The 23983-nt window shown below is 63.8% G+C and carries 19 protein-coding genes; 9 read left to right on the top strand and 10 right to left on the bottom strand.

From position 1 onward, the window contains the following. Nucleotides 1-26 precede the first annotated feature (26 nt). The 7 genes from D2V07_RS06145 (at nt 27) to D2V07_RS06175 (ending at nt 7399) form a co-directional block, all read left to right on the top strand. A complete protein-coding gene (locus D2V07_RS06145) occupies nt 27-527 on the top strand; it encodes an A24 family peptidase (RefSeq protein ID WP_119585754.1) in 501 nt (166 codons plus the stop codon). Nucleotides 528-602: 75 nt separating this feature from the next. After that, a complete protein-coding gene (gene cpaB / locus D2V07_RS06150) occupies nt 603-1727 on the top strand; it encodes a Flp pilus assembly protein CpaB (RefSeq protein ID WP_119585756.1) in 1125 nt (374 codons plus the stop codon). 65 nt (nt 1728-1792) lie between these two features. Continuing rightward, a complete protein-coding gene (locus D2V07_RS06155) occupies nt 1793-3367 on the top strand; it encodes a type II and III secretion system protein family protein (RefSeq protein WP_119585758.1) in 1575 nt (524 codons plus the stop codon). 5 nt (nt 3368-3372) lie between these two features. Further along, nucleotides 3373-4023 (top strand): CpaD family pilus assembly protein, encoded by a 651-nt coding sequence (locus tag D2V07_RS06160; protein ID WP_119586123.1) that lies wholly within the window; start codon nt 3373-3375, stop codon nt 4021-4023. A gap of 3 nt (nt 4024-4026) precedes the next feature. Further along, complete coding sequence (locus D2V07_RS06165; RefSeq protein WP_119585760.1) at nt 4027-5322, top strand: pilus assembly protein CpaE; 1296 nt, start codon at nt 4027-4029, stop codon at nt 5320-5322. 81 nt (nt 5323-5403) lie between these two features. Continuing rightward, nucleotides 5404-6375 carry a type II secretion system F family protein gene (locus tag D2V07_RS06170; protein WP_119585762.1) on the top strand — a complete coding sequence of 324 codons (972 nt, stop codon included), beginning with the start codon at nt 5404-5406 and terminating at the stop codon, nt 6373-6375. Between the two features lie 19 nt (nt 6376-6394). Beyond that, the gene (locus D2V07_RS06175) at nt 6395-7399 is read left to right on the top strand and encodes a type II secretion system F family protein (protein ID WP_119585764.1); all 1005 of its coding nucleotides are present in this window, start codon (nt 6395-6397) and stop codon (nt 7397-7399) included. Between the two features lie 81 nt (nt 7400-7480). Here the strand turns inward: D2V07_RS06175 and D2V07_RS06180 are convergent, their stop codons facing one another. From D2V07_RS06180 to clpB, 5 genes are all read right to left on the bottom strand, one after another. Further along, complete coding sequence (locus D2V07_RS06180; protein ID WP_119585766.1) at nt 7481-7957, bottom strand: MarR family winged helix-turn-helix transcriptional regulator; 477 nt, start codon at nt 7955-7957, stop codon at nt 7481-7483. 47 nt (nt 7958-8004) lie between these two features. Continuing rightward, nucleotides 8005-8904, bottom strand: coding sequence for an S-methyl-5'-thioadenosine phosphorylase (gene mtnP, locus D2V07_RS06185; RefSeq protein ID WP_119585768.1), 900 nt, complete (start codon nt 8902-8904; stop codon nt 8005-8007). 11 nt (nt 8905-8915) lie between these two features. Then, the gene (locus tag D2V07_RS06190; RefSeq protein ID WP_119585770.1) at nt 8916-9701 is read right to left on the bottom strand and encodes an SDR family oxidoreductase; all 786 of its coding nucleotides are present in this window, start codon (nt 9699-9701) and stop codon (nt 8916-8918) included. A gap of 131 nt (nt 9702-9832) precedes the next feature. Continuing rightward, entirely contained in the window at nt 9833-13450 is a 3618-nt protein-coding gene (locus D2V07_RS06195) for a TonB-dependent receptor domain-containing protein (protein WP_119585772.1), read from the bottom strand. 245 nt (nt 13451-13695) lie between these two features. Continuing rightward, complete coding sequence (clpB, locus tag D2V07_RS06200) at nt 13696-16275, bottom strand: ATP-dependent chaperone ClpB (protein ID WP_119585774.1); 2580 nt, start codon at nt 16273-16275, stop codon at nt 13696-13698. A gap of 277 nt (nt 16276-16552) precedes the next feature. Between clpB and D2V07_RS06205 the strand changes: the two genes are divergently transcribed. Further along, complete coding sequence (locus D2V07_RS06205; protein ID WP_119585776.1) at nt 16553-19447, top strand: M16 family metallopeptidase; 2895 nt, start codon at nt 16553-16555, stop codon at nt 19445-19447. A gap of 24 nt (nt 19448-19471) precedes the next feature. After that, entirely contained in the window at nt 19472-19780 is a 309-nt protein-coding gene (locus D2V07_RS06210; protein WP_119585778.1) for a hypothetical protein, read from the top strand. On the opposite strand, the gene D2V07_RS06215 is transcribed toward D2V07_RS06210, so the two are convergent. The 5 genes from D2V07_RS06215 to D2V07_RS06235 form a co-directional block, all read right to left on the bottom strand. Continuing rightward, entirely contained in the window at nt 19777-20304 is a 528-nt protein-coding gene (locus D2V07_RS06215; RefSeq protein WP_119585780.1) for a tRNA (cytidine(34)-2'-O)-methyltransferase, read from the bottom strand. The genes D2V07_RS06210 and D2V07_RS06215 overlap by 4 nt on opposite strands. Continuing rightward, nucleotides 20267-21187, bottom strand: a complete 921-nt coding sequence (locus D2V07_RS06220) for a hypothetical protein (RefSeq protein WP_119585782.1) — start codon at nt 21185-21187, stop codon at nt 20267-20269. The genes D2V07_RS06215 and D2V07_RS06220 overlap by 38 nt, the downstream gene beginning before the upstream one ends. Then, nucleotides 21187-21729: a hypothetical protein gene (locus tag D2V07_RS06225; protein ID WP_119585784.1), complete on the bottom strand. Its 543-nt coding sequence runs from the start codon at nt 21727-21729 to the stop codon at nt 21187-21189. Before D2V07_RS06225 ends, D2V07_RS06220 begins: the two co-directional genes overlap by 1 nt. 72 nt (nt 21730-21801) lie before the next feature. Beyond that, complete coding sequence (gene gatB / locus D2V07_RS06230; protein WP_119585786.1) at nt 21802-23301, bottom strand: Asp-tRNA(Asn)/Glu-tRNA(Gln) amidotransferase subunit GatB; 1500 nt, start codon at nt 23299-23301, stop codon at nt 21802-21804. Between the two features lie 58 nt (nt 23302-23359). After that, the gene (locus D2V07_RS06235; RefSeq protein WP_119585788.1) at nt 23360-23977 is read right to left on the bottom strand and encodes a hypothetical protein; all 618 of its coding nucleotides are present in this window, start codon (nt 23975-23977) and stop codon (nt 23360-23362) included. Nucleotides 23978-23983: the final 6 nt, after the last annotated feature.

Genomic DNA, 23983 nt, shown 5'->3' on the forward strand with positions numbered 1-23983 from the left:
GCTCGAAGGACAATTCGGGGGCCTCGATGCTAGACGATCCAATCAAGTACGGACTGCTTGCCGCATTGGCAATTGCGCTGATCTGGGCAGCCGTGACGGACCTAAAGAGCCGTCGAATCGCCAACTGGCTGAACGCCGCCATCGCCATCGGCGCGCCGGTGTTCTGGTTTGCCAGCGACTTCGCCCTGTGGCCCGACGTGGCCATCCAGATCGGGCTGGGCCTGCTCGTCTTCACCATTTGCAGCCTGCTGTTCGCCATCCGCCAGATGGGCGGCGGCGATGTGAAGCTGCTGACCGCGCTGTCGCTGTGGATGACACCCATGGTGCTGCTCAAGCTCGTGATCATGATGGCCCTGCTGGGCGGCGTGCTGACCCTGGTTGTCGGCGCGCGCAACGTGATGACGCGCCGCAACAAGGAAAAGACCCGCTGGCAGGTGCCCTACGGCGTGGCGATCTCCGCCGCTGGCCTGTGGATCATCGGCACCATGACGATGAACGCATCAGCCCTGGCAGCAGCCGGCCAGTGAACCTGATTTTAACCAATCCCGCCGTATTCGGCACATTGCAAATTGCACGGACCATCTGAGGGGGCTTGACGCACCATGGACAAGAAGAAACTTATTCTGCTGGTGGGGGCGCTGATCGTTGCGATCGGTACCGCATTCCTCGCCCGCAGCATGTTCGCCGGTGCCGCGGCACCCCAGGCCGAGGCTGCCGCCGAAGTCGAGCCGACCGGCCCGAAAGTGCTGGTGGCCAAGCGTGGCCTGCCCGTCGGCACGATCGTGACTGCCGATGCCGTGGCTTATCAGCTGTGGCCGCAGGAACTGGTGCAGGATGCCTACTTCATCGACGGCGAAGCCGACATGGAAGCGCTTCTGGGCACCGTAGTCCGTCACCCCATTACTGCCGGTGAACCCGTAACCCAGGGATCGCTTGTCGCACCTGGCGACCGTGGCTTCCTGGCCGCAGCGCTTGGCCCGGGCATGCGCGCCGTGACCGTGCCGGTTTCCGCACGCACCGGTGTGGCCGGCTTCGTGTTTCCGGGTGACCGTGTGGACATGGTGCTGACCCAGACCGTCTCGGGTGACGAAGGCGAAGCCCTGCGCACTTCCGAAACGATCCTCACCAACCTGCGCGTCCTTGCTACCGACCAGTCGACCGAAACCACCACGACCGAAGACGGTCGCACCGTGGTTCGCGCCTTCCGCACGGTAACCATGGAAGTGACGCCGCGCATCGCCGAGAAGATTGCCGTGGCCCAGACCATCGGTACGCTCAGCCTGTCGCTGCGCTCCATCGCCGACAACCAGGCCGAGCTGGAACAGGCCATCGCCTCTGGTGATGTGAACCTGCCCAGCAATGCCTCCCCCGAAGAGGAAGAGCGCCTGCTGCGCGCCGCCATGTCGCGCCCCGGCGAAGGTGCAACCACCTTCCAGACCGGCGGTGACGTGTCGCGCTTCCAACGCCGCAGCGTGCCTCCGCAGGGCGGCTCCAACAACAATAACAACAACAACCGTGGTGGCGGTGGCGGCGAAGCTGCCGTGCCGATGACCCCGGCGATCTCTGCCAATGCCACGCCGTCCGGCCCGACCGTTCGCGTGACCCGCGGCAAGGCCACCACCGTCACTCCCGTCGATCGCGGCGCGGGTGCCCTGCTCGACCGGCAGGCCAGTGCCATGGGTGAAGGTGCCCGTGTGGCCCCGGTCGGCATGTCGACCCTGCGGTGAACGCCATGACCATCAGCAACACCTCACCCACAATTTCTTCAGTCAACGCACCGAGAGGCAAGACGATGAAAAGCCGCCTTTTCAAGACCGTGCTGAGCGCCGCATGCGCCCTTGCACCGCTGGCCGCCGTGCCGGCAGGGCCCGCAAACGCCCAGACCGCCGTCCGCCCGGCCCAGGATATCGTACTGTCGATCGGCCGCGGTGAACTGATCACGGTTCCGGGCAATATGGCCGACATCTTCGTATCGAACGATGCTGTCGCCGATGTGCAGGTCAAGTCGCAGCGCCAGCTGTATGTCTTCGGCATCTCTGGCGGGGAGACCACGGTCTACGCCAGCAATGCCGCAGGCGACATCATCTGGTCTGCCAACATCCGCGTCGGCTCCAACATCGACAGCATCGACCAGATGCTCGACCTGGCCATGCCGGAAGCGAACATTCGCGTTGCCACGATGGGCACCAACACGGTGCTGCTGACCGGCACCGTGGCCGCTCCCGAAGATGCAGCCGAAGCGGAACGGCTGGTAACGGCCTTCACTGGCGGCGAATCCAACGTGATCTCGCGCCTTCGCATGGCCACGCCGCTGCAGGTCAACCTGCGCGTGCGCTTCGCCGAAGTCAGCCGCTCGCTGACCCGCCAGATCGGCGCCAACCTGACGACGATCGACGGCACCGGCGGCTTCCTGTTCGGCCTCAACCGTGGCCGCGCGGCTGTCGACACCTTCGCCCCCGGTTCGGGCGTGCTGGGCATGGGTACGGGGACCACCGTGACGCTGCCTGACGGCACGACCATCGAGGGTTCGAACATCCTGCCCAACTCGCCGCAGACCACGCTTGGCGGCATTGGCGAGTTCCTGGGCCTGGATATCGCGGGCGCTCTGGATCTTGGCGAGCAGCGCGGCCTGGTAACCACCCTGTCGCAGCCGAACCTCACCGCGCTTTCGGGGGAGACCGCCGAATTCCTGGCGGGCGGCGAGTTTCCGATCCCGCTGTCGCAGGGTCTTGGCACCACCACGGTGGAATACAAGAACTACGGCGTCAGCCTGGCCTACACGCCCACCGTTCTGGCCAACGGCCGCATCTCGCTGCGGGTCCGCCCCGAAGTTTCCGAGCTGTCGAGCCAGGGCGCGGTGACGCTCAACGGCTTCCAGATCCCCGCCCTCACCATCCGCCGCGCGGAAACCTCGGTGGAACTGGGCTCGGGCGAAAGCATCATGATCGCGGGCCTGCTGTCGAACAATGCGCAGCACACCCTCGATCAGACGCCCGGCGTGGGTGACATTCCGATCCTTGGCAACCTGTTCCGTTCCACCGACTTCCGTCGCGGGGAGACCGAGCTGGTGATCGTGATCACGCCTTACCTGGTGCAGCCGGTCGACGACCGCGACATCCACCTGCCGACCGATGGCTTCAACGTGCCCACCGCGGCTTCGCAGTTCCTGCTCGGTCACGAGACGGACGGCGTCAGCGGTGGCCAGCGGCCGATGCCGCAGGCGGCGAACCCGGCCCCGAACGGCCCGAATGTCAGCCTGATCGACCAGAACGGAACCGCGCTTGCCGGTGGCGAAAGCCCTGAAGGCGCATCCACCCGCACCGCCGCACGGGCCACGCCCGGCTTCAGCATCGCAAACGGAGAGTGATCGCCATGACCAACAGCTTCAAACGTGCAGCCAGTTCCGTCCTGGCGATCTCGCTCGGCCTCGGCCTTGCCGCCTGCGGCGGCGGGGTGGAGAGCAACAACTACTCGCTCAACTCCGTCAAGCAGCCGGTCGTCGAACGCAACAATTACGTGCTCGACCTGCAAACCAGCCCCTCTGGCCTCGATGCCATGGAACAGGCCCGCCTGAACGACTGGTTCGACATGCTCGACCTTGGTTACGGTGACCGCGTGGCCATCGATACCGCCGTCATGAGCCCCGCCGTTCGCGAGGACGTGGCAGAGGCAGCCGGACGTTACGGCATCCTGGTAGCCGAAGGCGCGCCTGTCACGCAGGGCTATGTCGATCCCGGCAACGTCCGCGTCGTGGTGACCCGCTCCACCGCCTATGTTCCGGGCTGCCCGGACTGGTCGGAAGGCTACGGGTTCCACAAGGACAACTACACATCGGACGGCTTCGGCTGCGCGGTCAACGGCAACATCGCCGCCATGGTCGCCAATCCGGAGCACCTGCTCGAAGGCGCCGAGGGCACGGGTGAAACCGTGGTGATGAGCTCGAACCGTGCAATCGAAAGCTACCGCGAGCAGGAGCCGACAGGCGCCGGTGGTCTTCCGCAAGTCGCATCTGATGGGAATTGATCAATGAACTCGCCATTCAAAACCGGTTCGATGGGCAACCGTGAGCCCTTCTCCGCCTTCATCTGCGACGAAAGCGCGCTCGACGTGCTGCGCCCGGTGGTCATCGAAATGGGCTGGCAGCCCGAGAAGTGCAACAAGGGCGGCCTGCGTAACGCCATCCAGTCGCTCTCGATCGCCGCAAGCCCGGCGATCCTGATGGTCGACCTGTCGGAAAGCGGCGATCCGCTCAACGACATCAACGCCCTCGCCGAGGTTTGCGAACCCGGCACGGTGGTGATCGCGGTCGGCCAGGTGAACGACGTACGCCTTTACCGCGACCTGGTGGCAAGCGGCATCCACGACTACCTGCTGAAGCCGCTTTCCGCCGGCCAGCTGCGCGATGCGCTGACGCAGGCGCAGTCGGTCTTCGCTTCGCCCCGCAATGCGGAAAGCGATGGCGAGCGTGAACATGTCGCCACCGCCGTCGTCGGTACGCGCGGCGGCGTCGGTGCCTCCACCCTCGCCACTTCGCTCGCCTGGCTGTTTGCCAGCGAACACCACCGCTCCACCGCCCTCCTGGACCTCGATGTCCACTTCGGCACCGGTGCGCTGGCGCTGGACCTCGAGCCGGGACGCGGTCTGACCGACGCCATCGAGAACCCGAGCCGCATCGACGGCCTGTTCATCGAACGCGCCATGATCCGCGCCAACGATAACCTGGCCATCATGTCTGCCGAGGCGCCGATCAATTCGCCGCTAATGACCGACGGCACGGCATTCCTGCAGCTGCAGGAGGAGTTCCGCCAGGCTTTCGACATGACCGTGGTGGATCTGCCGCGCAACATGCTGATCAACTTCCCGCACCTGCTGACGGATGTGAACGTGGTGACCCTTGTCACCGAACTCACCCTGGCATCGGCGCGCGACACGATCCGCATCCTGTCGTGGCTGAAGCAGAATGCCCCGGCGTGCCACCCGTTGATCGTGTGCAACCGCATGCAGCCGGGCACCGCCGAGATCAGCAAGGCCGATTTCGAGGCTTCGATCGAACGCAAGATCAACTTCCAGATCGCATTCGACCAGAAGGCCGCGACCAATGCCGCCAAGCTTGGCCAGACCTTCATCGAGGCCAACAAGAGCAGCAAGACGGTCGGCCCGATCCGCGAGATCGCCAAGATGATCGTGGGCGTGGGCGAAGACGACGGCGCAAGCCTGGCCGATGCCGGCAAGAAAAACTCCCTGCTCGGCGGTTTCGACTTCAAGTCCCTGCTTGGCTCCTCGGCCAAGAAGGACAAGGCGTCCGCCGAACCTGCCGAATAGGCATCGCGATGCGCGGGGAGGAGAAACGTCCTCTCCCGCCATCCAGACCGCAACTGACCAACGTGTGAAAGAAGGGTTCCGATGAACATCATCCAGCTTCTGCTTATGGCCGCTGGCTTCATGGCCCTGATGGTAATCGGCTACACGCTGCTGTCAGGAGCGTCTCCGGCAAAGGAAAGCCAACGCCGGCTCCAGGCTGTCCGCTACCGTCATTCGGAAAGCACCACCGACAAGGTGGAAAGCCAGCTGAAAAAGGCGATTGCCGCGCGCAAGCCCAAGCAGTTCAGCCGCGCGGGTGCCGACTCGCGCCTCACTGCCCTGCAACTGCGGCTGGACCGCACTGGCATGAACTGGTCGCTGTCGCAGTATCTCTATGCCTCGGTCGGTATCGCCGTGGTGTTCACCGCGCTGGTTTACCTGCGCAGCGAGGCGGCCATGCTGTCGCTTGGCGTGGGTATCCTCGCCGGCGCGGGCCTGCCGCACTTCGTCGTGAGCCGGTTCATCAAGCGGCGCACCGGCCAGTTCAACGCGAAGTTTCCCGACGCCATCGAACTGCTGGTCCGCGGCCTGCGCTCCGGCCTGCCCGTCACCGAAACGCTGGGCGTCGTCGCTACCGAGGTGCCGGGACCGGTCGGCTCCGAATTCCGTGCCGTGGTCGAACGTATCAAGATCGGCCGCACCATGGAGGAATCGCTGCAGGAAACGGCCGACAAGCTGGGCACTGCCGAATTCCAGTTCTTCGTCATCACGCTGGCCATCCAGCGCGAGACGGGCGGCAACCTGGCGGAAACCCTGTCGAACCTGGCCGACGTGCTGCGCAAGCGCGCACAGATGAAGCTCAAGATCAGGGCGATGAGCTCTGAATCGAAGGCTTCGGCCTACATCGTGGGCGCCCTGCCCTTCATCGTGTTCGGCATGATCTACTGGATCAACCCCGGATACATCGGCGGCTTCTTCACCGACGATCGCCTGATCGCAACCGGCCTTGGCGGCCTGGTGTGGATGAGCATCGGCGCCCTTATCATGGCCAAAATGGTCAGCTTCGAAATCTGATCGGGAGGAAACAGGAACCATGCTGACACTTGCTCCCGCATCCGGCCCCACGCTGCTTGGCGTCGACGTTATCCTCGTCGGCTCCATCCTGGCCGGGATAGCCGCTCTCGCCATGGTCATGGCGATCTATGCCGCGGTTACCGTAAAGGACCCCATGGCCAAGCGCGTCAAGGCGCTGAACGATCGCCGTGCCGAACTGAAAACCGGCATGCTGACGCAGACGACCAAGAAGCGCCAGAGCCTGACGCGCCGGACCGACACGACCGACAAGATGAAGGACACCCTGCAGGGCATGAAAGTGCTGCAGGAAAGCCAGGTCAAGATGATCCAGCAGAAGCTGGCGCAGGCGGGTTACCGCAACAAGGAACTGGCGATCGCGATCATCTTTGCTCGCATGGTGCTGCCGGTCGTGCTGGGCCTGATCGGCGTGGTGATCTTCTACTGGACCGAAACGTTCCCCGAATGGGGCAGCATGAAGCGGTTCATGGGCTTCGCCGGCCTGGTTATCCTGGGTTACAAGGGTCCGGAAATCTTCCTCGCCAATACCTCGTCAAAGCGTACCGCCGCGATCCAGAAGGGCCTTCCCGACGCGCTGGACCTGCTGGTGATCTGCGCCGAAGCCGGTCTGACCGTGGATGCCGCCTTCAACCGCGTCGCCCGCGAACTGGGCCGTGCCTATCCCGAGCTGGGCGAGGAATTTGCCCTGACCGCGATCGAACTGTCGTTCCTTACAGAGCGGCGCCAGGCATTCGAGAATCTCGCCTACCGGGTGAACCTGGAGGCTGTGCGCGGCGTGGTGACCACCATGGTGCAGACCGAACGCTACGGCACGCCGCTGGCCTCGGCGCTGCGCGTCCTTTCCGCCGAATTCCGCAACGAGCGGATGATGCGCGCAGAGGAAAAGGCCGCGCGCCTGCCCGCCATCATGACGGTGCCGCTGATCCTGTTCATCCTGCCGGTGCTGTTCATCGTGATCCTTGGCCCGGCTGCCTGTTCCATCTCGGACGCTTTCTCCCACGATTAGGGAGATGCCGGGATCGCCAAAAGAAAAGGCCCCGCCGGACAATCCGGCGGGGCCTTTTTCTTGCCGCTGAAGGCTTCGCAATCAGTCTACGCCAAAAGTCCCGCCAAGCTCTTCCGGATCGAGATCCTCCGCCTGCTGGCGCGCACGGTCCAGCAAGGCGCGGAAAAGCCCCAGTTCCTCCGCAGAGAAACCCGAGAACAGCCGCTTCTCCATTTCACGGGCGAGCGGCATGATCTCCGAATACATCTCGCGTCCGCTATCGGTCAGGTCGAGCAGGTGCGAACGACCATCCGATTCATTCGGCGTACGTTCGGCAAGGCCGCGTTCTTCGAGCCCCTTGCACGCGCGGTTGACCGCAACCTTGTCCATCAGCGTGCGGCGGGTAAGATCGCGCTGTGTCAGCGCGCCCACGTCGCCAAGTACCGCCATCACGCGCCATTCCGGAATACTGAGCCCCCAGCGCTGACGATATTCGACAGCAATGCGGCCGCTGACGGCATTAGACGCCAGCGATAGCTGGTAGGGCAGAAAGTGCGATAGAGAAGTGGTCGGTTGCATAAGCAACTACCTTGCGCAACTTTGATTCTGTTTGCAAGTTTCGCGCATCAGTCTTTAGCCTTCGGGAAGAAATCGACCAACCGGCGCGCAACCGCATCGAGTTTCAGGGCCGCTTCAGTGCTCCATTTCTCTCGCGGAGTGATGATGGCCGTGTCCAGAACCGTGTCGATCGGGCTGGCCGTGCGCTCCGGTGGAAGGGCGGCCGCAAGCTCCGTCAACAGGGCGCGCGCCTTGTCTGCATTTTCACCCATCACCCGCACGATATCCGCGACATCGACATCCTCGGCTGCATCACGCCAGCAATCGTAGTCGGTCACCATCCCCACCAGCGCATAGGGCAGTTCTGCCTCGCGGGCGAGACGCGCTTCGGGCATCGCGGTCATGCCGATCACGTCCGCGCCCCACTGGCGATAGAGATGGCTTTCGGCGCGGGTAGAAAACTGCGGCCCCTCGATCGCGACATAGGTTCCGCCCCTGTGCACCGTCGCCCCTGCCTTTTCCGCCGCTGCGGCAGCGAGGTCGGAAAGGCGCGGACAGACCGGGTCTGCCAGCGGAACATGCGCGACGATGCCATCGCCGAAGAAACTGCGCTCGCGCCCTCCCGACCCCCCGACCGTGCGGTCGATAAGCTGGTCGACTGCGACGAAGCTGCCGGGCGCCATCTCCTCGCGCAGGCTGCCGATAGCCGAAATGGCGAGAACGTCGGTCACGCCCGCCCTCTTCAGCACATCGATATTGGCGCGAAAGTTGACATGGCTGGGTGACAGCACGTGACCCGCCCCGTGGCGGGCGATGAAAGTGAATTTCACGCCGCCCAGCGTCCCGGTCGTGATCGGCCCGGACGGCTGTCCGAACGGGCTTTCCACGGCGATTTCCTGCGCATCGTCCAGGGCCCCCGGATCGTAAAGTCCCGATCCGCCGATGACACCGATATGCCAGCCGCTCATCGCCGGGTCCCCTACTTGGGCGGCATGCGAATGGCGCCGTCGAGCCTGACGCATTCCGCATTCATGTATTCAGCTTCAACCATGAAACACGCGAGATCAGCGTATTCCTCCGGCTGGCCCAGCCGCTTGGGAAACGGCACCGAGGCGGCCAGCGATTCCTGTGCCTTTTCGGGCAGGCCGGCCATCATCGGCGTCATGAAAATGCCGGGCAGGATGGCATTGACGCGGATACCCTCGTTCATGAGGTCCCGGGCCACCGGCAAGGTCATGCCCTTCACCCCCGCCTTTGAGGCGGCGTAAGCAACCTGGCCGATCTGGCCGTCTTCCGCGGCGACAGAGGCCGTGTTTATGATGACGCCGCGCTCTCCGGAATCGTCGATGGGATCGAGCGCCATCATGCCTGCCGCGGCCTCGGCCATGCAGGCAAAGGTGCCCATGAGATTGACCTGGATGGCCTTGGCGAACTGGTCGAGTGGCAGCTTGCTGACAGCGCCGGTCTCGCGGTCGCGGCGGGTCAGCTTGCCAACGGTGGCGACCCCGGCGCAATTGACCAGCACACGCTCCTGCCCGTGGGCCTCGCGTGCCTTGGCAAATCCTGCGGCGACCGACTCTTCATCAGACACATTCACCCTGCAGAACACGCCGCCGATCTGCCTGGCCACGTCTTCGCCGCGTTCTTCATTCAGATCGAACAGGGCCACCTTCGCACCCTTTGCGGCCAGGGCCCGGGCTGTCGCCTCTCCCAGGCCGGAGGCACCGCCGGTCACGACGGCGCTAATTCCCGAATCTATTTTCATATGATCACCCGTTTCTGCGATGTGCCCACGGTCCTAGGGCGCGTGCCGCACGGGTCAAGCGCACCAATGCAAAGCGGCCCCGCAACCGAAGTTGCGAGGCCGCCTTGTTAGCTAGTTCAGTCGAGAACCGATCAGAAGCGAACCGATACCGAACCGAAGAACTCGCGTCCGTCGAGGTCGTAACCGTTACCGATCGGAACGTTGTTCACGCTGAACACTTCGGAACCGTCCACCAGCGGCGGGTTCTTGTCGAAGATGTTCGAGACACCGGCACGCAGGGTGATCTTGTCATTGAAGTCGTACCGGATCGACGCATTGTGAACGAAGTAATCGTCCGCATAGCCGATGTCGCGGCAGAACACGCCGTCACCCGGGACAATACCGTTGGGGACGAACACGCCATCAACGACCGAACCCGAACCGTTACCGAGGCAGGTATCGCCGATCACGCCGGTCGGGAGACCGTCGGGACCACGACCGAAGGCATCGCTAAGAGGATCGATACCGCTTTCCTGCTGTTCGGTCTTGCCGATCCAGCGGGTCTGCCAGGTCAGGGTCACCGGACCGTAACCGACAGAACCGATGGCACGGCCCGTCCAGGACGGGAAGCCGAATTCGCCGGTGAAGTCCTCGAAATCCTCGCTGTCTTCGAGAATGAAGAGCGTGCTGCGTTCGATCAGGTGGTTCGCCTGCAAGTTGAGGCCCAGTTCGAGCACATCGCCGCCCATCACCACATCGTATCCGAACGTGGCGTTCATATCGATACCGCGGACGGTTTCCTTGTCCTGGTTGAGGAACTGCGGGAAGGCCAGCGTGATCAGCTGACGACCGCCCGAAGTTACCAACTGGTCGCAATAGATACTGCGATTGTAGTTGGCGGGCAGTTCACCATCGGCCGTCAACGTGATGTCGGCCGTGTCGTAGCACTCATCGACCGTGAACTGGGCGGACAGTTCGGCGATCGAGTCCTCGACGATGATCGAGTAGTAGTTGAAGTTGAACGAGAAATCGAAATCACCGAAGTTTTCAGCGATCGCGACACCTGCAGTGAACGACTTCGAGGTTTCCGGATCGAGTGCGAGACTGCCCTGGTTCGCAACTTCGATGCTGCTGCCCGTTACCGTGTTGGTCGCAGCAGGGTTGATACCAACCCGGGTCGGATCGCGGCCTTCGGCCCGGCAGACCGCGAGCAGCGCGGCATCGCGGGTGTCGAGATCGGCCTGATAGCCGGCCTCGCGATCAGCCGAATCCAGAGCCTGGAACGCGGCGGCGGGAACCGCGCACGGATCGGTGATGGTAGTGAAGCCGGTGATACCGCCCAGGAAGTTCTCACGAAGGTTCGGCGCGCGGAACGACGTACCATAGGTTGCCTTGAGGAGAACCTGCTGGACCGGACGCCAGTCGGCCTTGACCGAGTAGGTCGTGGCTGTGCCGTAGAACTCTTCCTCGCTCACACGGCCAGCCGCGTTGACGTTGAACTCGCCCCAGCGCTCGCTGTCGAACACCGGAATGTCGACTTCGCCGAAGGCTTCCATGATGTACTTGTCACCGTTGGTGCCGAAGTCACGGAAGAAACCGAAGAACAGGCCGTTGGAGGCGTTGAAGTCCGGCGTCGTCGCGATGCTGTCGTGACGGAACTCGCCACCAAGCACGACCGAGAGCGGGCCTGCGGGCAGTTCGAAGAGTTCACCCGTGGCATAAGCCGAAAGAACGACCTGCTCGTACGTCGTGTCGACGACGCGCTGACCGAACACGTAATCGCGCTCTGCCTGTGTGGCGAAATCGCCAAACGGAAGCTGGAAGATACTGTCGGCAAACAGGTTGACCGGGACACAGCCCTGCACGAGATCGGGCGCGGCCAGGTTCGGGTTCGACAAGGTGCCGCACGGGCCGATGTATCGCGGATCGCCGCCGCGAATGTCAGCGTTGGGCGATCCGGGGCGGGTGTCACCGATGTTCACGATCGGGCCGGCGAAGATGTCGACATCGTTGTTGTAGTCGTCGGCGATGCCGTCACCGTTGTTGTCGACCACGCCGTCTTCATCGAAGTCGGCGGTCGGATCGATGCCCAGCGCATAGGCCAGCTTGTCTTCACGGATACCGCGACGGATGGAAAGGCCTTCCGAGCGCGAATAGACGCCGGAGACTTCGAAGCTCCAGGTATCGCCGATGAACGGCAGGTCACCACGGAAGCCGAGGACGCCGCGATACTGTTCCTGCGTCACGTCCACATTGTTACGGTCGCCGCGGATCTGCGCGCTGGCGTCAACCGGCAGCGAGATACCGTAGACACCGCGAGAGAACGCCGAGCCCGGAGGTGCGTAGACATCGAACGAACCAGGGCGGGACCCGTTATTGTCGCCGAAGTCATCGGCCTGGAAGTTGTCGAGCAGGCGACAGTCGACACCGTCGGGATTGTTGCCCGAGATGTTACAGGGGTTGAACGGGTTGAGGTTCGGCACCGACGGGAAGACCGACGGGGCGCCGGTGTTGTCCGAGAAAACCTCCGCACGGCTGTACAGCGCTTCGAAGAACGGCGTGATGTTCATGTCGCCGCCCAGCGAATACTCACCGTAAGCCATCACGTTGTAAAGCTTCTGCTCGGTGATGAACGAACGCTCCGGGTTCGTGCCGTTCGTGTTGTAGTCGAAGAAGTCGACATCGCGAATGCCGTCACCGTCACGGTCGAGCTGCGTGCCGAATGCGTTAGCAGAGTCCGCGAAGGGGAAGTCGGGGAAGCCCGGATAGTTCGAGTTGCCCGGGCCAGCGTAGTAGGCCGAGCCGCCGAAGCTGTAATTCTGGAAGATACGGCCCGTGAAACCCGTCAGCACGCATTCGTTGTTCGGAATGGTGAGGTCACCGCCCGTCTGGTTTTCCAGAATGGCACGTTCAGCAACACCCACGCGGCGGATTTCGCCAGTGTTGGTGAGCTCATAGTCGGTGCGGCAACCGTTGAAGTATTCACGGTCGCTGAGCTTGACCTCGTCACGATAGGCATATTCAGCACCAAAGCCGATGAAGCCGCGGTCGAACTGCTTACCCCAGGAACCGCTGACGGTGTAGTCGTTACCGCCACCGCCGGGATTGTAGCTGCCCGAAGCGAACAGTTCGACACCGTCGAGGTCGTTGCGCAACACGATGTTACCCACGCCGGCAACCGCGTCCGAACCGTAGACCGACGATGCACCGTCGAGCAGGAGGTCATAGCGCGCGATCAGCGAGGACGGCAGCAGGTTGATGGACGGGCTCGTGGGAGCGCCTTCCACACCGGCCGGAGCAAGACGGCGACCGTTGATCAGGAGCAGCGTACGGTTCGCGCCGAGGCCGCGAAGATTGAGGGTCTGCGAACCCGGACCGTTGTCGAGGACGAAGCCCTGGAAAGTCGCGTCGATCTGCTGGCCGGAAGCCGCCTGCGAACGCTGCAGGATCTGCGCGGCGTCGAATTCACCGACGTCGCGGGCCGTTTCCGTCTCGAGGATCTGGAGCGGCGAGGTGCTGCTGTAGGTGTCGCGACGAACACGCGAACCGGTCACCACGATGGTATCGCCTTCGGTGACTTCGCCGAAGGCGCCGGTGTCGTCATCGGTCACTACGGTTACGTCGCCGGGGTCGTTATTGGTTACCCCGTCCGCGGTTACTTCATCATCGTCCTGGGTGTCCTGCGCGTAAGCAGGTGCGCCCGCCAGCAAGGCGACGGCGGATACCGACGCGGCGAGACCGGTTACGGTGGTCTTTCCAAACTTTTTCATTACGACTCCAGCCCTAGTTTCAGGCCGGACCCCCAATGCCGCAATGCAACACACCGCCACGTTCGGAGGCACTTGCGATTACAATGCTTTGAGAGTCTCGGCCCACAGATAACCGGGGAAGAGTTGCAATAGCGAACGCGTGTTGTCAAAGCGCCTGTCGTGATTTTGTCGCTTATGTAACAAAAATCACACAGTTACCGGTGCAACCATTGGCGGGGCGGCGCGGGACGGTGCGGAGCTGCTTATCAGGTAACATTCATTTCCAGCTGACCGTCACCCTCGTCGATATGGACCGTGCTGCCATCAGGCACCTTGCCCTCCAGCAACATCTCGGCGAGCGGATCCTGCACGTAGCGTTGCACCGCGCGTTTCAGCGGCCTTGCGCCGTAGACGGGATCGTAGCCGACCCGGCCCAGCCACGCCCGCGCGCCCTGCGTCAGGTCCAGCACGATCTTGCGGTCTTTCAGCAGCTTCTGCACCCGGTTCACCTGGATATCCACGATCGGCGCCATGTGCTCCATGCCAAGGCGGTGGAACAGCACGATCTCGTCCAGCCGGTTCAGGAATTCGGGGCGGAAATGCCCGCGCACCACGTCCATCACCTGGTCCTCGACATCGTCCACCTTCTGGTCTTCGCCCAAGTTCGACAGGAACTGGCTGCCAAGGTTGCTGGTGAGGATGATGAGGGTGTTGGAAAAGTCCACGACGCGGCCCTGGCCGTCCGTCAGGCGGCCATCGTCAAGCACCTGCAACAGCACGTTGAATACGTCCTGGTGGGCCTTTTCCACCTCGTCGAACAGCACCACCTGGTATGGCCTGCGCCGCACCGCCTCGGTCAGCACGCCGCCCTCGTCGTAGCCGACGTAGCCCGGAGGCGCGCCGATCAAACGGGCGACGGCGTGCTTTTCCATGAACTCGCTCATGTCGATGCGCACCATCGCCTGGTCGTCGTCGAACAGGAAAGCGGCCAGCGCCTTGGTCAGCTCCGTCTTGCCGACGCCCGTGGGGCCGAGGAACAGGAAGCTGCCGAGCGGACGGCCCGGATCCTGCAAACCGGCACGCGCGCGGCGCACGGCCTTGGAGACGGCCTCCACGGCCTTTTCCTGGCCGATCACGCGCTTGCCGAGAGCCTCTTCCATCTTGAGCAGCTTCTCGCGCTCGCCTTCCAGCATCTTTTCCATCGGCACGCCGGTCCACCGGCTTACGACATTGGCGATATCGTCCTCGGTGACCTCTTCCTTCAGCAGCGCGTTCTCGGTCTGGCCTTCGGCTTCGGCCAGCTGCTTTTCCAGCTGGGGAATGGTGCCGTAGGAAAGCTCGCCCGCCTTGGCGAGGTCGCCCGCACGCTGAGCCTGTTCCAGTTCGATGCGCGCGGCGTCGAGGTCTTCCTTGATCCGCGCCTCGGCGTGGATCTTGTCCCGCTCGTTCTGCCAACGGGTGGTCAGTTCGCTGGACTGCTGTTCCAGATTGGCGAGTTCCGCCCGCAGGTTGGCGAGACGATCCTTGGAAGCATCGTCCGACTCCTTCGCCAGCGCCGATTCCTCGATCTTGAGCTGGATGATCCGCCGGTCGAGCGACTCGATTTCCTCGGGCTTGCTTTCCACTTCCATGCGGATGCGGCTGGCGGCCTCGTCCATCAGGTCGATGGCCTTGTCCGGCAGGAAGCGGTCCGCGATGTAGCGCTCGGAAAGCTGGGCTGCGGCGACGATCGCGGCATCGGTGATGCGCACGCCGTGATGCAGCTCGTACTTTTCCTTGATCCCGCGCAGGATGGAAATGGTGTCCTCCACGCTCGGCTCGTCCACGTAGACGGGCTGGAAGCGGCGTTGCAGCGCGGCGTCCTTCTCCACGTACTTCTGGTATTCATCCAGCGTCGTCGCGCCGATGCAGTGCAGTTCGCCGCGTGCAAGGGCGGGTTTCAGCAGGTTGGAGGCATCCATGCTGCCTTCGCTGGCACCGGCACCGATCAGCGTGTGCATCTCGTCGATGAACAGGATGATCTGGCCTTCGGCGCCCTTCACTTCATCGAGCACGGCTTTCAGCCGTTCCTCGAACTCGCCGCGGTATTTGGCACCGGCAATCAGGCTGCCCATGTCGAGCGCCATCAGCTGCCTGTCCTTCAGGCTGTCGGGCACGTCACCGTTGGCGATGCGCAGCGCAAGGCCCTCGGCAATGGCGGTCTTGCCGGTGCCGGGCTCGCCGATCACGACCGGATTGTTCTTCGTGCGCCGGGCCAGGATCTGGATGACGCGGCGAATTTCCTCGTCGCGGCCGATCACCGGGTCCAGCTTGCCGTCACGCGCCTTCTGCGTCAGGTCCTGCGCGTACTTCTTCATGGCGTCGTAGGCGGCTTCGGCGTTGGCGGTGTCCGCTGTCTTGCCCTTGCGCAGTTCGTTGATGGCGCTGTTCAGCGCTTCGGGCTTCAGCCCTGCATCGCCCAGCGCCTGTCCGGCCTTGGTCTGCTTCGACAGGGCCAGCGCCAACAGCAGGCGCTCCACGGTTACATAGCTGTCTCCAGCCTTTTCCGCGACCTGCTCGGCCTGGTCGAGTACACGCACGGCATCGTTGTCGAGGCCCGGCGTCTGCTGCGCCCCGCCGCCGCTGACAGCCGGTATCTTGGCCAGCAGCGCGTCGACCTGCTGCACGGCTTTCAGTGGATCACCGCCTGCCCGTTGGATCAGCCCGGGTGCCATGCCTTCCTCGTCCTCCAGCAGGGCCTTCAGGATATGCTCCGGACTTATGCGCTGGTGGTTGTTGCGAATGGCAACGGTTTGCGCGCTCTGGAGAAAGCCCTTTGCGCGGTCGGTAAATTTCTCAAGGTTCATAGTGTCCCCTCAAATCCTTTCCACCAACAGATAGTGTTACATTTTAGCAACACAAGTGTTGTCTGACGGCAAATTTCGTGCCGGCACCCATATCTTTCCTCCACCCTGAGATGCAGTCGCGCGTCCGAAGTTTCAATAGAGGCTACCGCTGCCCGCGGCCCGTTCATTGACACAGGACAAGCGCCGCACTCGGCCAGCGGCTGACGCGGTTCGACGAAATGCACGATACTGCGATGAAACGGCTTCCGTCAGCGCCGCAGCGTGCTATCGGTTTCACATGAAAAGACGTTTCGCACTGCGCACGCTCGCCCCCTTCACCGCTGCCCTTGCTCTCGCAGCATGCTCCACGACTGCCAGCGAACCGGCACAGACCATATCCGGTCGGTCGGCGCCGCAATCTGCCGCGCAGTCGCAGATCGCCTCGCTCAACGACATCATCGCGGCGGTGGATATCCCGTACGAGACCTTCACGCTCGAGAACGGTCTCACCACCATCGTGCACACCGACCGCAAGTCGCCGCTGGTCGGCGTAACGGTATACTACCGTGTCGGATCGAAGCACGAGCCGCGCGGCCGCACCGGCTTTGCCCACCTGTTCGAACACATCATGTTCACCGGCAGCGAGAACGTGGAGAACTTCGACATTCCGCTGGAAGCCGCGGGATCCACCGGCACCAACGGCTCCACCAGCTACGATCGCACCAACTATGTCGAGACCGTACCCACCGGCGCACTGAACCTGGCGCTGATGATGGAAGCCGACCGCATGGGCTACCTGCTCGGCGCGGTTACGCAGGAACGGCTCGATAACCAGCGCATGGTGGTGCAGAACGAGAAGCGGCAGGGCGACAACCAGCCTTACGGACTGCTGCGCTACCAGGTTTCCGAAGGCCTGTTCCCCGTCGGCCACCCCTATCGCCACTCCACCATCGGATCGATGGCAGATCTTTCGGCCGCCAGCCTGCTGGATGTTCGCGGGTGGTTCACCGACAATTACGGCCCCAACAACGTCGTGCTCGCGCTGACCGGCGACATCGATGCAGAGACCGCCCGCCCGATGGTGGAGCGCTGGTTCGGCGCGATCCCGCGCGGGCCGGAAGTCGAGCAATTCGAAGCCGGGCCGGTAACCCTGGCGCAGCCGCGCTCCGACGTCATGACCGACCAGGTGCCGCAGGAACTGATCCTGCGGGCATGGACCGGGCCGGACATGCAGCACCCCGATGCCGCGGCATTGCAGGTGGGCATGTCCATCCTTGGCGGGCTGAATTCCTCGCGCCTCGACAATGCCATGGTGCGCGGGCAGGAACTGGCGACCAGCGCCTCTGCCTATTACCAGGCCTACGAACAGCTCGGCATGGCGCAGGCCATTGTCCAGGTGCGCCCGGACAAGACACGTGAAGAGGCCCAGGCCCTGCTCGAGGCCGAGATCGCCCGCCTGATCGAGGACGGTCCGACACAGGACGAGCTTGACCGCGCCACCACCCAGATCGCCTCCAGCCTCGTCGGTTCGCTCGAACAGATCGGCGGCTTTGGCGGCAAGGGTGCGATCCTGGCCGAGGGTCTGCTATACACGGGCAACGCGGATTTCTACCGCACCGAACTGGAACGCATCGCGCAGCTTACCCCGGAAGACGTGCGCGCGGCGATGGAACGCTGGCTCACCCGTCCCGCCTATAACCTCGCGATCGTACCCGGCGAACGCACGCTCGACGGTGCCGACATGGGCGGCTGGGGCGACGAGGATCGCGCCGCCGCACCCGAACCCGACACCGGAACCGATGTGGAAGTCGTGCGCACCGGGCCCGAAATCGCACTGCCCACGCCCGAACCGGTGGGCGAACTCACCTTCCCCGAGGTTGAGCGCGCCACGCTTTCCAACGGTATCGATGTGGTGCTGGCGCGCCGGGCATCGGTGCCCAAGGTCTCGCTGGCGATGACGTTCGATGCAGGCTCGGTCGTCGACCCTGCCGGGCAATACGGCACCCATGCAACCATGGTCGACCTGCTGACCGAAGGCACGACCACGCGCAGCGCGCTGGATATCGCCGTAGAGCAGGAAACGCTGGGCGCTTCGCTCAGCGTCAATGCCGGCACGGAAACCACGACAGCCTTCCTCTCCGCCCTCAGTCCCAATCTCGTTCCCTCGCTGGAACTGCTGGCCGATGTCGTGCGCAATCCCGCATTCGCACCCGATGCGATGGAGCGGGTGAAAAACCAGCGCATGGCCGGGGTGGCGCAGGAACTGTCTTCCCCCGCCGGCCTCGCAAACCGTGCGTTCTATCCGCTGGTCTACGGCCAGACGCACCCTTACGCCTATGCCTCGACCTCCGGCGATGCCGATGCGATCGGCGCCCTGACCCGTGCCGACATGGTGGCCGAACACGACGAGTGGATCCGTCCCGCCACGGCCACGATTACCGCCGTGGGCGACGTGACGATGGACGAACTGGTCGCGGCGCTGGAAGCCACCCTGGGCGACTGGCAGGATCCGGGAACGCCGGTTCCTGCCAAGGACGTTGACCAGACCCCCGCGCTGGCCAATGCGCCGCGCGTGGTGGTGGTCGACCGCCCGAACTCGCCGTCCAGCTACCTGGTGCTCGGTCGCCCGGCGCGTATCGCTGGCTGGCAGCCCGGCATGGAAGCGCTGGACCTTGCCAACGAGGTGATCGGCAGCGGCTTCCTCTCCCGCCTCAATAACGACCTGCGCGAAACCAAGGGCTGGACCTACGGCATCGGCTCCGGCGTGCCGAGCGCGCAGGGCCCGCGCGTGTTCCGCATCGCCACACAGGTGCAGGCGGACCGCACGGCAGATTCGATCCGCGTGATCCTGGACCAGCTGGAGGCATTCCCCGCCACCCGGCCCGTGGACGATGTGGAACTGCAGCGCGTGACCGACGGCAACGTGCGCAACCTGCCCAACCGTTACGAGACGAACGGGCAGGTGCTCGGCGCGCTGCTCAGCAACCAGAACGCGGGCCGCGATGATCGCTATCAGGTCATGCTGCCGCAGCTTTACAGCGCCGTGGATGCCGACGACATCAACGCCGCCGCGCGCGAATACCTGCAGCCGGAAAACATCACCATCGTCGTGGTGGGCGACCGGGAAACGGTTGAACCGCAGCTGGAAAGCCTCGATATCGATGTAACGTATGTCGAGGCGGACAGCCTTTAAGTCCGCTCCAGAGGAGAATTGCAAATGTCCGAAGTGGGTGGAACCTACGATTTCGTCGCCCAGTCCCCGATGGGGGAGCAGACCGGGACCTTTACCGTCGTGCCCGGCCCTGGAGGAGACACCTTCAACGGCCAGCTTTCCGGCGGCATGGGCACGATGGACGTGCAGGATGGCACTATCAGCGGCGATACGCTGACCTGGAAGATGAAGATGGGCATGCCCATGCCGATGACGCTGGATTGCGAAGCGACCGTCGATGGCGATGCCGTGAACGGCACGATCAAGGCCGGCATGATGGGCACCATGCCCTTCACCGCCCAGCGCCAGGACTAGAACTTGCCCCGCAGCGCCTGGTAGGCCGCTGCCGTTACCGTGTTGGCGAGGTTGAGCGAGCGGATGTGCGAAGAGCGCATCGGCAGGCTGACCTCGCATTCACGGTGTCGGTCCCGGATTGACGACGGCAACCCCTTCGTCTCGCTGCCGAATACGAGGATGGCGTCCTGCGGGTAATCCAGCTCGTAGAAGGTGGTGGCTGCATCATCCTCGAACAGGAACATCTGCCCTGCGCGCGGCTGGCGATCGGCGAGAAAAGCGTCCCAGTCGGCATATTCGCTCAACGCGACATGCTGCCAGTAATCCAGCCCTGAACGCTTCAGATGCTTGTCCGATAGCGTGAAGCCGTAAGGCCGGATCAACACCAGCTCCATGTCCAGCGCCACGCAGGTGCGCCCCACGGCCCCGGTGTTGTGCGGGATTTCCGGGTGGACGAGGACGATGGTTGGCGAAGACGCGGAGATAAGACGATCCTGCGGCGCGGTGCTACATGTTGTCCGGCACGGCGTTTCCGGTCCGCGCATCGATCACGCGGCCGCGGTCGTATTCGAGTACGCCGGGAACCGGGACAAGGCGATTGATGCCCATCGTGTTCGGCGTAAGGAAGCGCCCCACGGCGTGGTATTCCCCCGCCACAACCCGCGCCCCGGCCAGTTCGGGTGGCATGGAGCTGCCAGGCCGCGCAGGTCGCACCGTACCCGCCAACAGCACGCCCAGGCCAACGTCGCTGCTGGGGCCATACCCGGTTTCGTCAGCGAGTTCCGGAATGACCGAGCGCTCGCGGGCAATGTCGCCGATGATGTAGCCAAGGTCGGTAATCTGTCCGGCAGGGGCATGGAATCCGACCGTTCCGAGGCAGAAACAGACCATCAGCCGGGGCAGACCCATCGAAGGGGTCATGCCGTACAGCACGTAATCGCCCGGCAGCGCCTCCACGAGGTAGGTGTTTTCATCCGAGGCGCGCGAAAAGGTGTCGCTGAAATCGACGTCCTGCAGATTGGCCGCTTGATCCCACGCGAACTGGAACGTTTCGAGCGATGGCGGCTGGGGCGGCGGGTCGTCACCTCCTTGCCCGCGCTGGCGCCGCCGCTGCTCGCGCTCCAACTCGCGCTCGAATTCGCGTTGCAGGCCGGGCAACGCCCTGGCGTAAGCCTCTTCCCGGGCGCTTTCGTAGCGAGCAATCTCGTCCGCCGTGGGCACGCGCATCAGCAGCGGCTCGATCGAATTGGCCCCGCGCGGACGAGGAATACGGAATAGCAGGTAAGCGCGGTCGGCCCGCAACTGCGGGACTGCACCATTCCTGATCTCCACCAGTTCGTCCGGCGGGGAATCGGCCAGCGCGACGCCGGGCAGGCTGGCGCCGATCAGGCAGGCAGCGATCAGGCAGGCGGTGGGCAGCAGGCGCATCAGCGGTCCTCCGGCAAGGGGTCGGCATCGGGGCGCGGACCCGAGGCCAGAACCGCGTTCACCGCAATGGATTCCTGCGAATAGCCATCGATGATGGCTTCCCACGTCTCTTCGGGAGCCGGGAAGCGCTGGTATCCGCGCGGTTCCATGCAGCGCCGCATCCGGGACTGGCTGGCGCGGCGAGTAATCGGGCCTGCCACCAGTGCCCCCAGCGCGGCCCCGACGATGCCGTACTGGTTGCCGCCAGCGGGCTTCTCGTCCAGCGCCTCTTCTCCCTGCCAGGCGATGAACATGGGCAGCAGGGCATCGCCGCCCGCCACCGGCAGGAAACGGTAGCAGTCGGCGAAATCGGCATAGGCCCGCTCGTATGTCGTATCGGCGCGCCAGAAGTAGAAATACTTCCAGCCATTACGCACAACGTCCGGATCGCGCCCGCCCGACACGTCGGGCACCGTGACGGTAGCGGGATCGGGCAGTGCATCCTGCGCATGCACGGGGGAGGCCATCAGCGCTGCCAGCGCCAGGTAACAGGAACGCCGCATCTGGAAGGAAACTCCAAGCACCGGGAAGAAACGGAAATATCCCGAATCCTCCGCAGCTACAAGCGAGTTCGCCTAGCCCAGCTTGTCCTTCAGGATCTGGTTCACCACCGCCGGGTTCGCCTTGCCCTGCATGGCCTTCATCGTCTGGCCGACGAAGAAGCCGAACAGCTTGTCCTTGCCGCCCTTGTACTGCTCCACCTTGTCGCCGTTTGCCGCGATGATCTCGTCCACTGCCGCTTCGATCGCGCCCGTATCGCTGACCTGCTTCAGGCCCTCGGTATCGGCAATCTCGTCAGGCTCGCGGCCTTCCTTCAGGACGATTTCGTAGATTTCCTTGGCCTGCCCGCCGGAAATCTCGCCCTTGTCCTGCATGGCGAGGATGGCGGCCTGCCGCTCCGCCGTGGCGTTGGCCATGTCGGCCTCGTCACCCAGCGATTTCACCACGCCCGGTGCCACGGAAAGCGACCAGTTGGCGACCTGCGTCGCCACGTCCTTCTCGGGCTTGCCGATGGCCTTGGCAGCGACCGCCAGCAGCGTTTCGAACCGGGCGAAGGTTTCCACCTCTGCCGTCAGTTCGCGGGCGTTGTATGGCGTCAGGCCAAGCTCGTTCTCGTAGCGCGCACGCTTGGCATCCGGCAGTTCGGGCAGCGAGGCGCGGCATTCGTCTAGGAAGTCCTGCTCCAGCACCAGCGGCAGCAGGTCCGGATCGGGGAAATAGCGATAGTCGTGCGCGTCTTCCTTGCTGCGCATCGAACGGGTGGTGCCGGTGTTCGGATCGAACAGGCGGGTTTCCTGCACGATCTTGCCGCCGTCCTCCAGCACGTCGATCTGGCGCTGCACCTCGTGCTCGATCGCCTGCATCACGAAGCGCACGGAATTGACGTTCTTCGTCTCCGTCCGCGTGCCAAGCTCGGTATCGCCCACCTTGCGCACGGAGACGTTAACGTCGGCGCGCATGGAGCCTTCTTCCATGTTGCCGTCGCATGATCCGACATAGCGCAGGATCGCGCGCAGCTTGCGGATGTAGGCGCCGGCCTCTGCGGGAGAGGTCATGTCCGGGCGGCTGACAATTTCCATCAGCGCCACGCCGGTGCGGTTCAGGTCGACATAGGACATGGTCGGATGCTGGTCGTGCATCAGCTTGCCCGCGTCCTGCTCCACATGGATGCGCTCGATCCCGATCACCTTGTCTTGCGGGATGCCGGCCTTCTCGTCCGCCTCGATCACCAGCTGCCCCTCGCCCACGATGGGATGGTAAAGCTGGCTGATCTGGTAGCCCTGCGGCAGGTCGGCATAGAAGTAGTTCTTGCGGTCGAACCGGCTCCACGCGTTGATCTGCGCCTCGATCGCCATGCCGGTACGCACCGCCTGGCGGATGCACTCGCGGTTGGGCACGGGCAGCATGCCCGGCATCGCGGCATCGACGAGGCTGACCTGCGTGTTCGGCTCCGCGCCGAAGGCGGTGCTGGCACCGGAGAAAAGCTTGGCGTGGGAAGTGACCTGCGCATGGACTTCGAGGCCGATCACGACCTCCCATTCGCCGGTTGCGCCCTGGACTGTGTAGTTGCTCATGGGGTTCACTTAGCGGCAGCAGCGAGCCCGTTCAATCGCTCATGCCGGGGCCTGCGTTTTACCTTGTCGTCTCGGTGGCCAGGGCCATTGCCGCAAGCCTTTCGTACAGTGAACGGGCGACGGCCAAACGGCGTGGGTCGAAGTCAACGGCTATCGCTGCAAGCCCCTTGCGGCGCTCGGGATCGGGCATAGAGCTTCTCGACATCGCACCGGTTACCAGCCGAAAAAGCGCCTCGTCGGTTGGGCCATGGTGAAAAGCGGTTCCGAACCGGGCATTGAGGCGTTGCACCACACGCCCGAAGTCACCGGTCGTCTGCTCGAAGGTGGCGATAACCACGTCGTCTGCCACCTGCTCGACAACCCGGTAGAAGCGGGTCCAGCGCCGCAGGGCCCGATCCGGATCTATATCCGGATCGCGTTGCAGGAAGCTGCGTATCGCATCGCCCGGTTCGCGCAGCAGCACGAGGACAGGCACGCCGAGCCTGCATCCGGCGACGACATGCGCCTCGCTGTGTTCGTGCCGGGCAATACGCGCCGTGCCCGATTGCCAATGGTCGAACACCCTGATGCTCCAGCCGTTAGCCGAGCGCGGAAAACCTTCGATCAGCAGGTCTGTCTTCGCGCTTACCAGCGTCTTGCGACCAGACGGGGCGTGGCGCAGACCTTGCACCTTCATGTAGAG

It is taken from the genome of Aurantiacibacter zhengii, assembly GCF_003584125.1.
Taxonomy (GTDB): domain Bacteria; phylum Pseudomonadota; class Alphaproteobacteria; order Sphingomonadales; family Sphingomonadaceae; genus Alteraurantiacibacter; species Alteraurantiacibacter zhengii.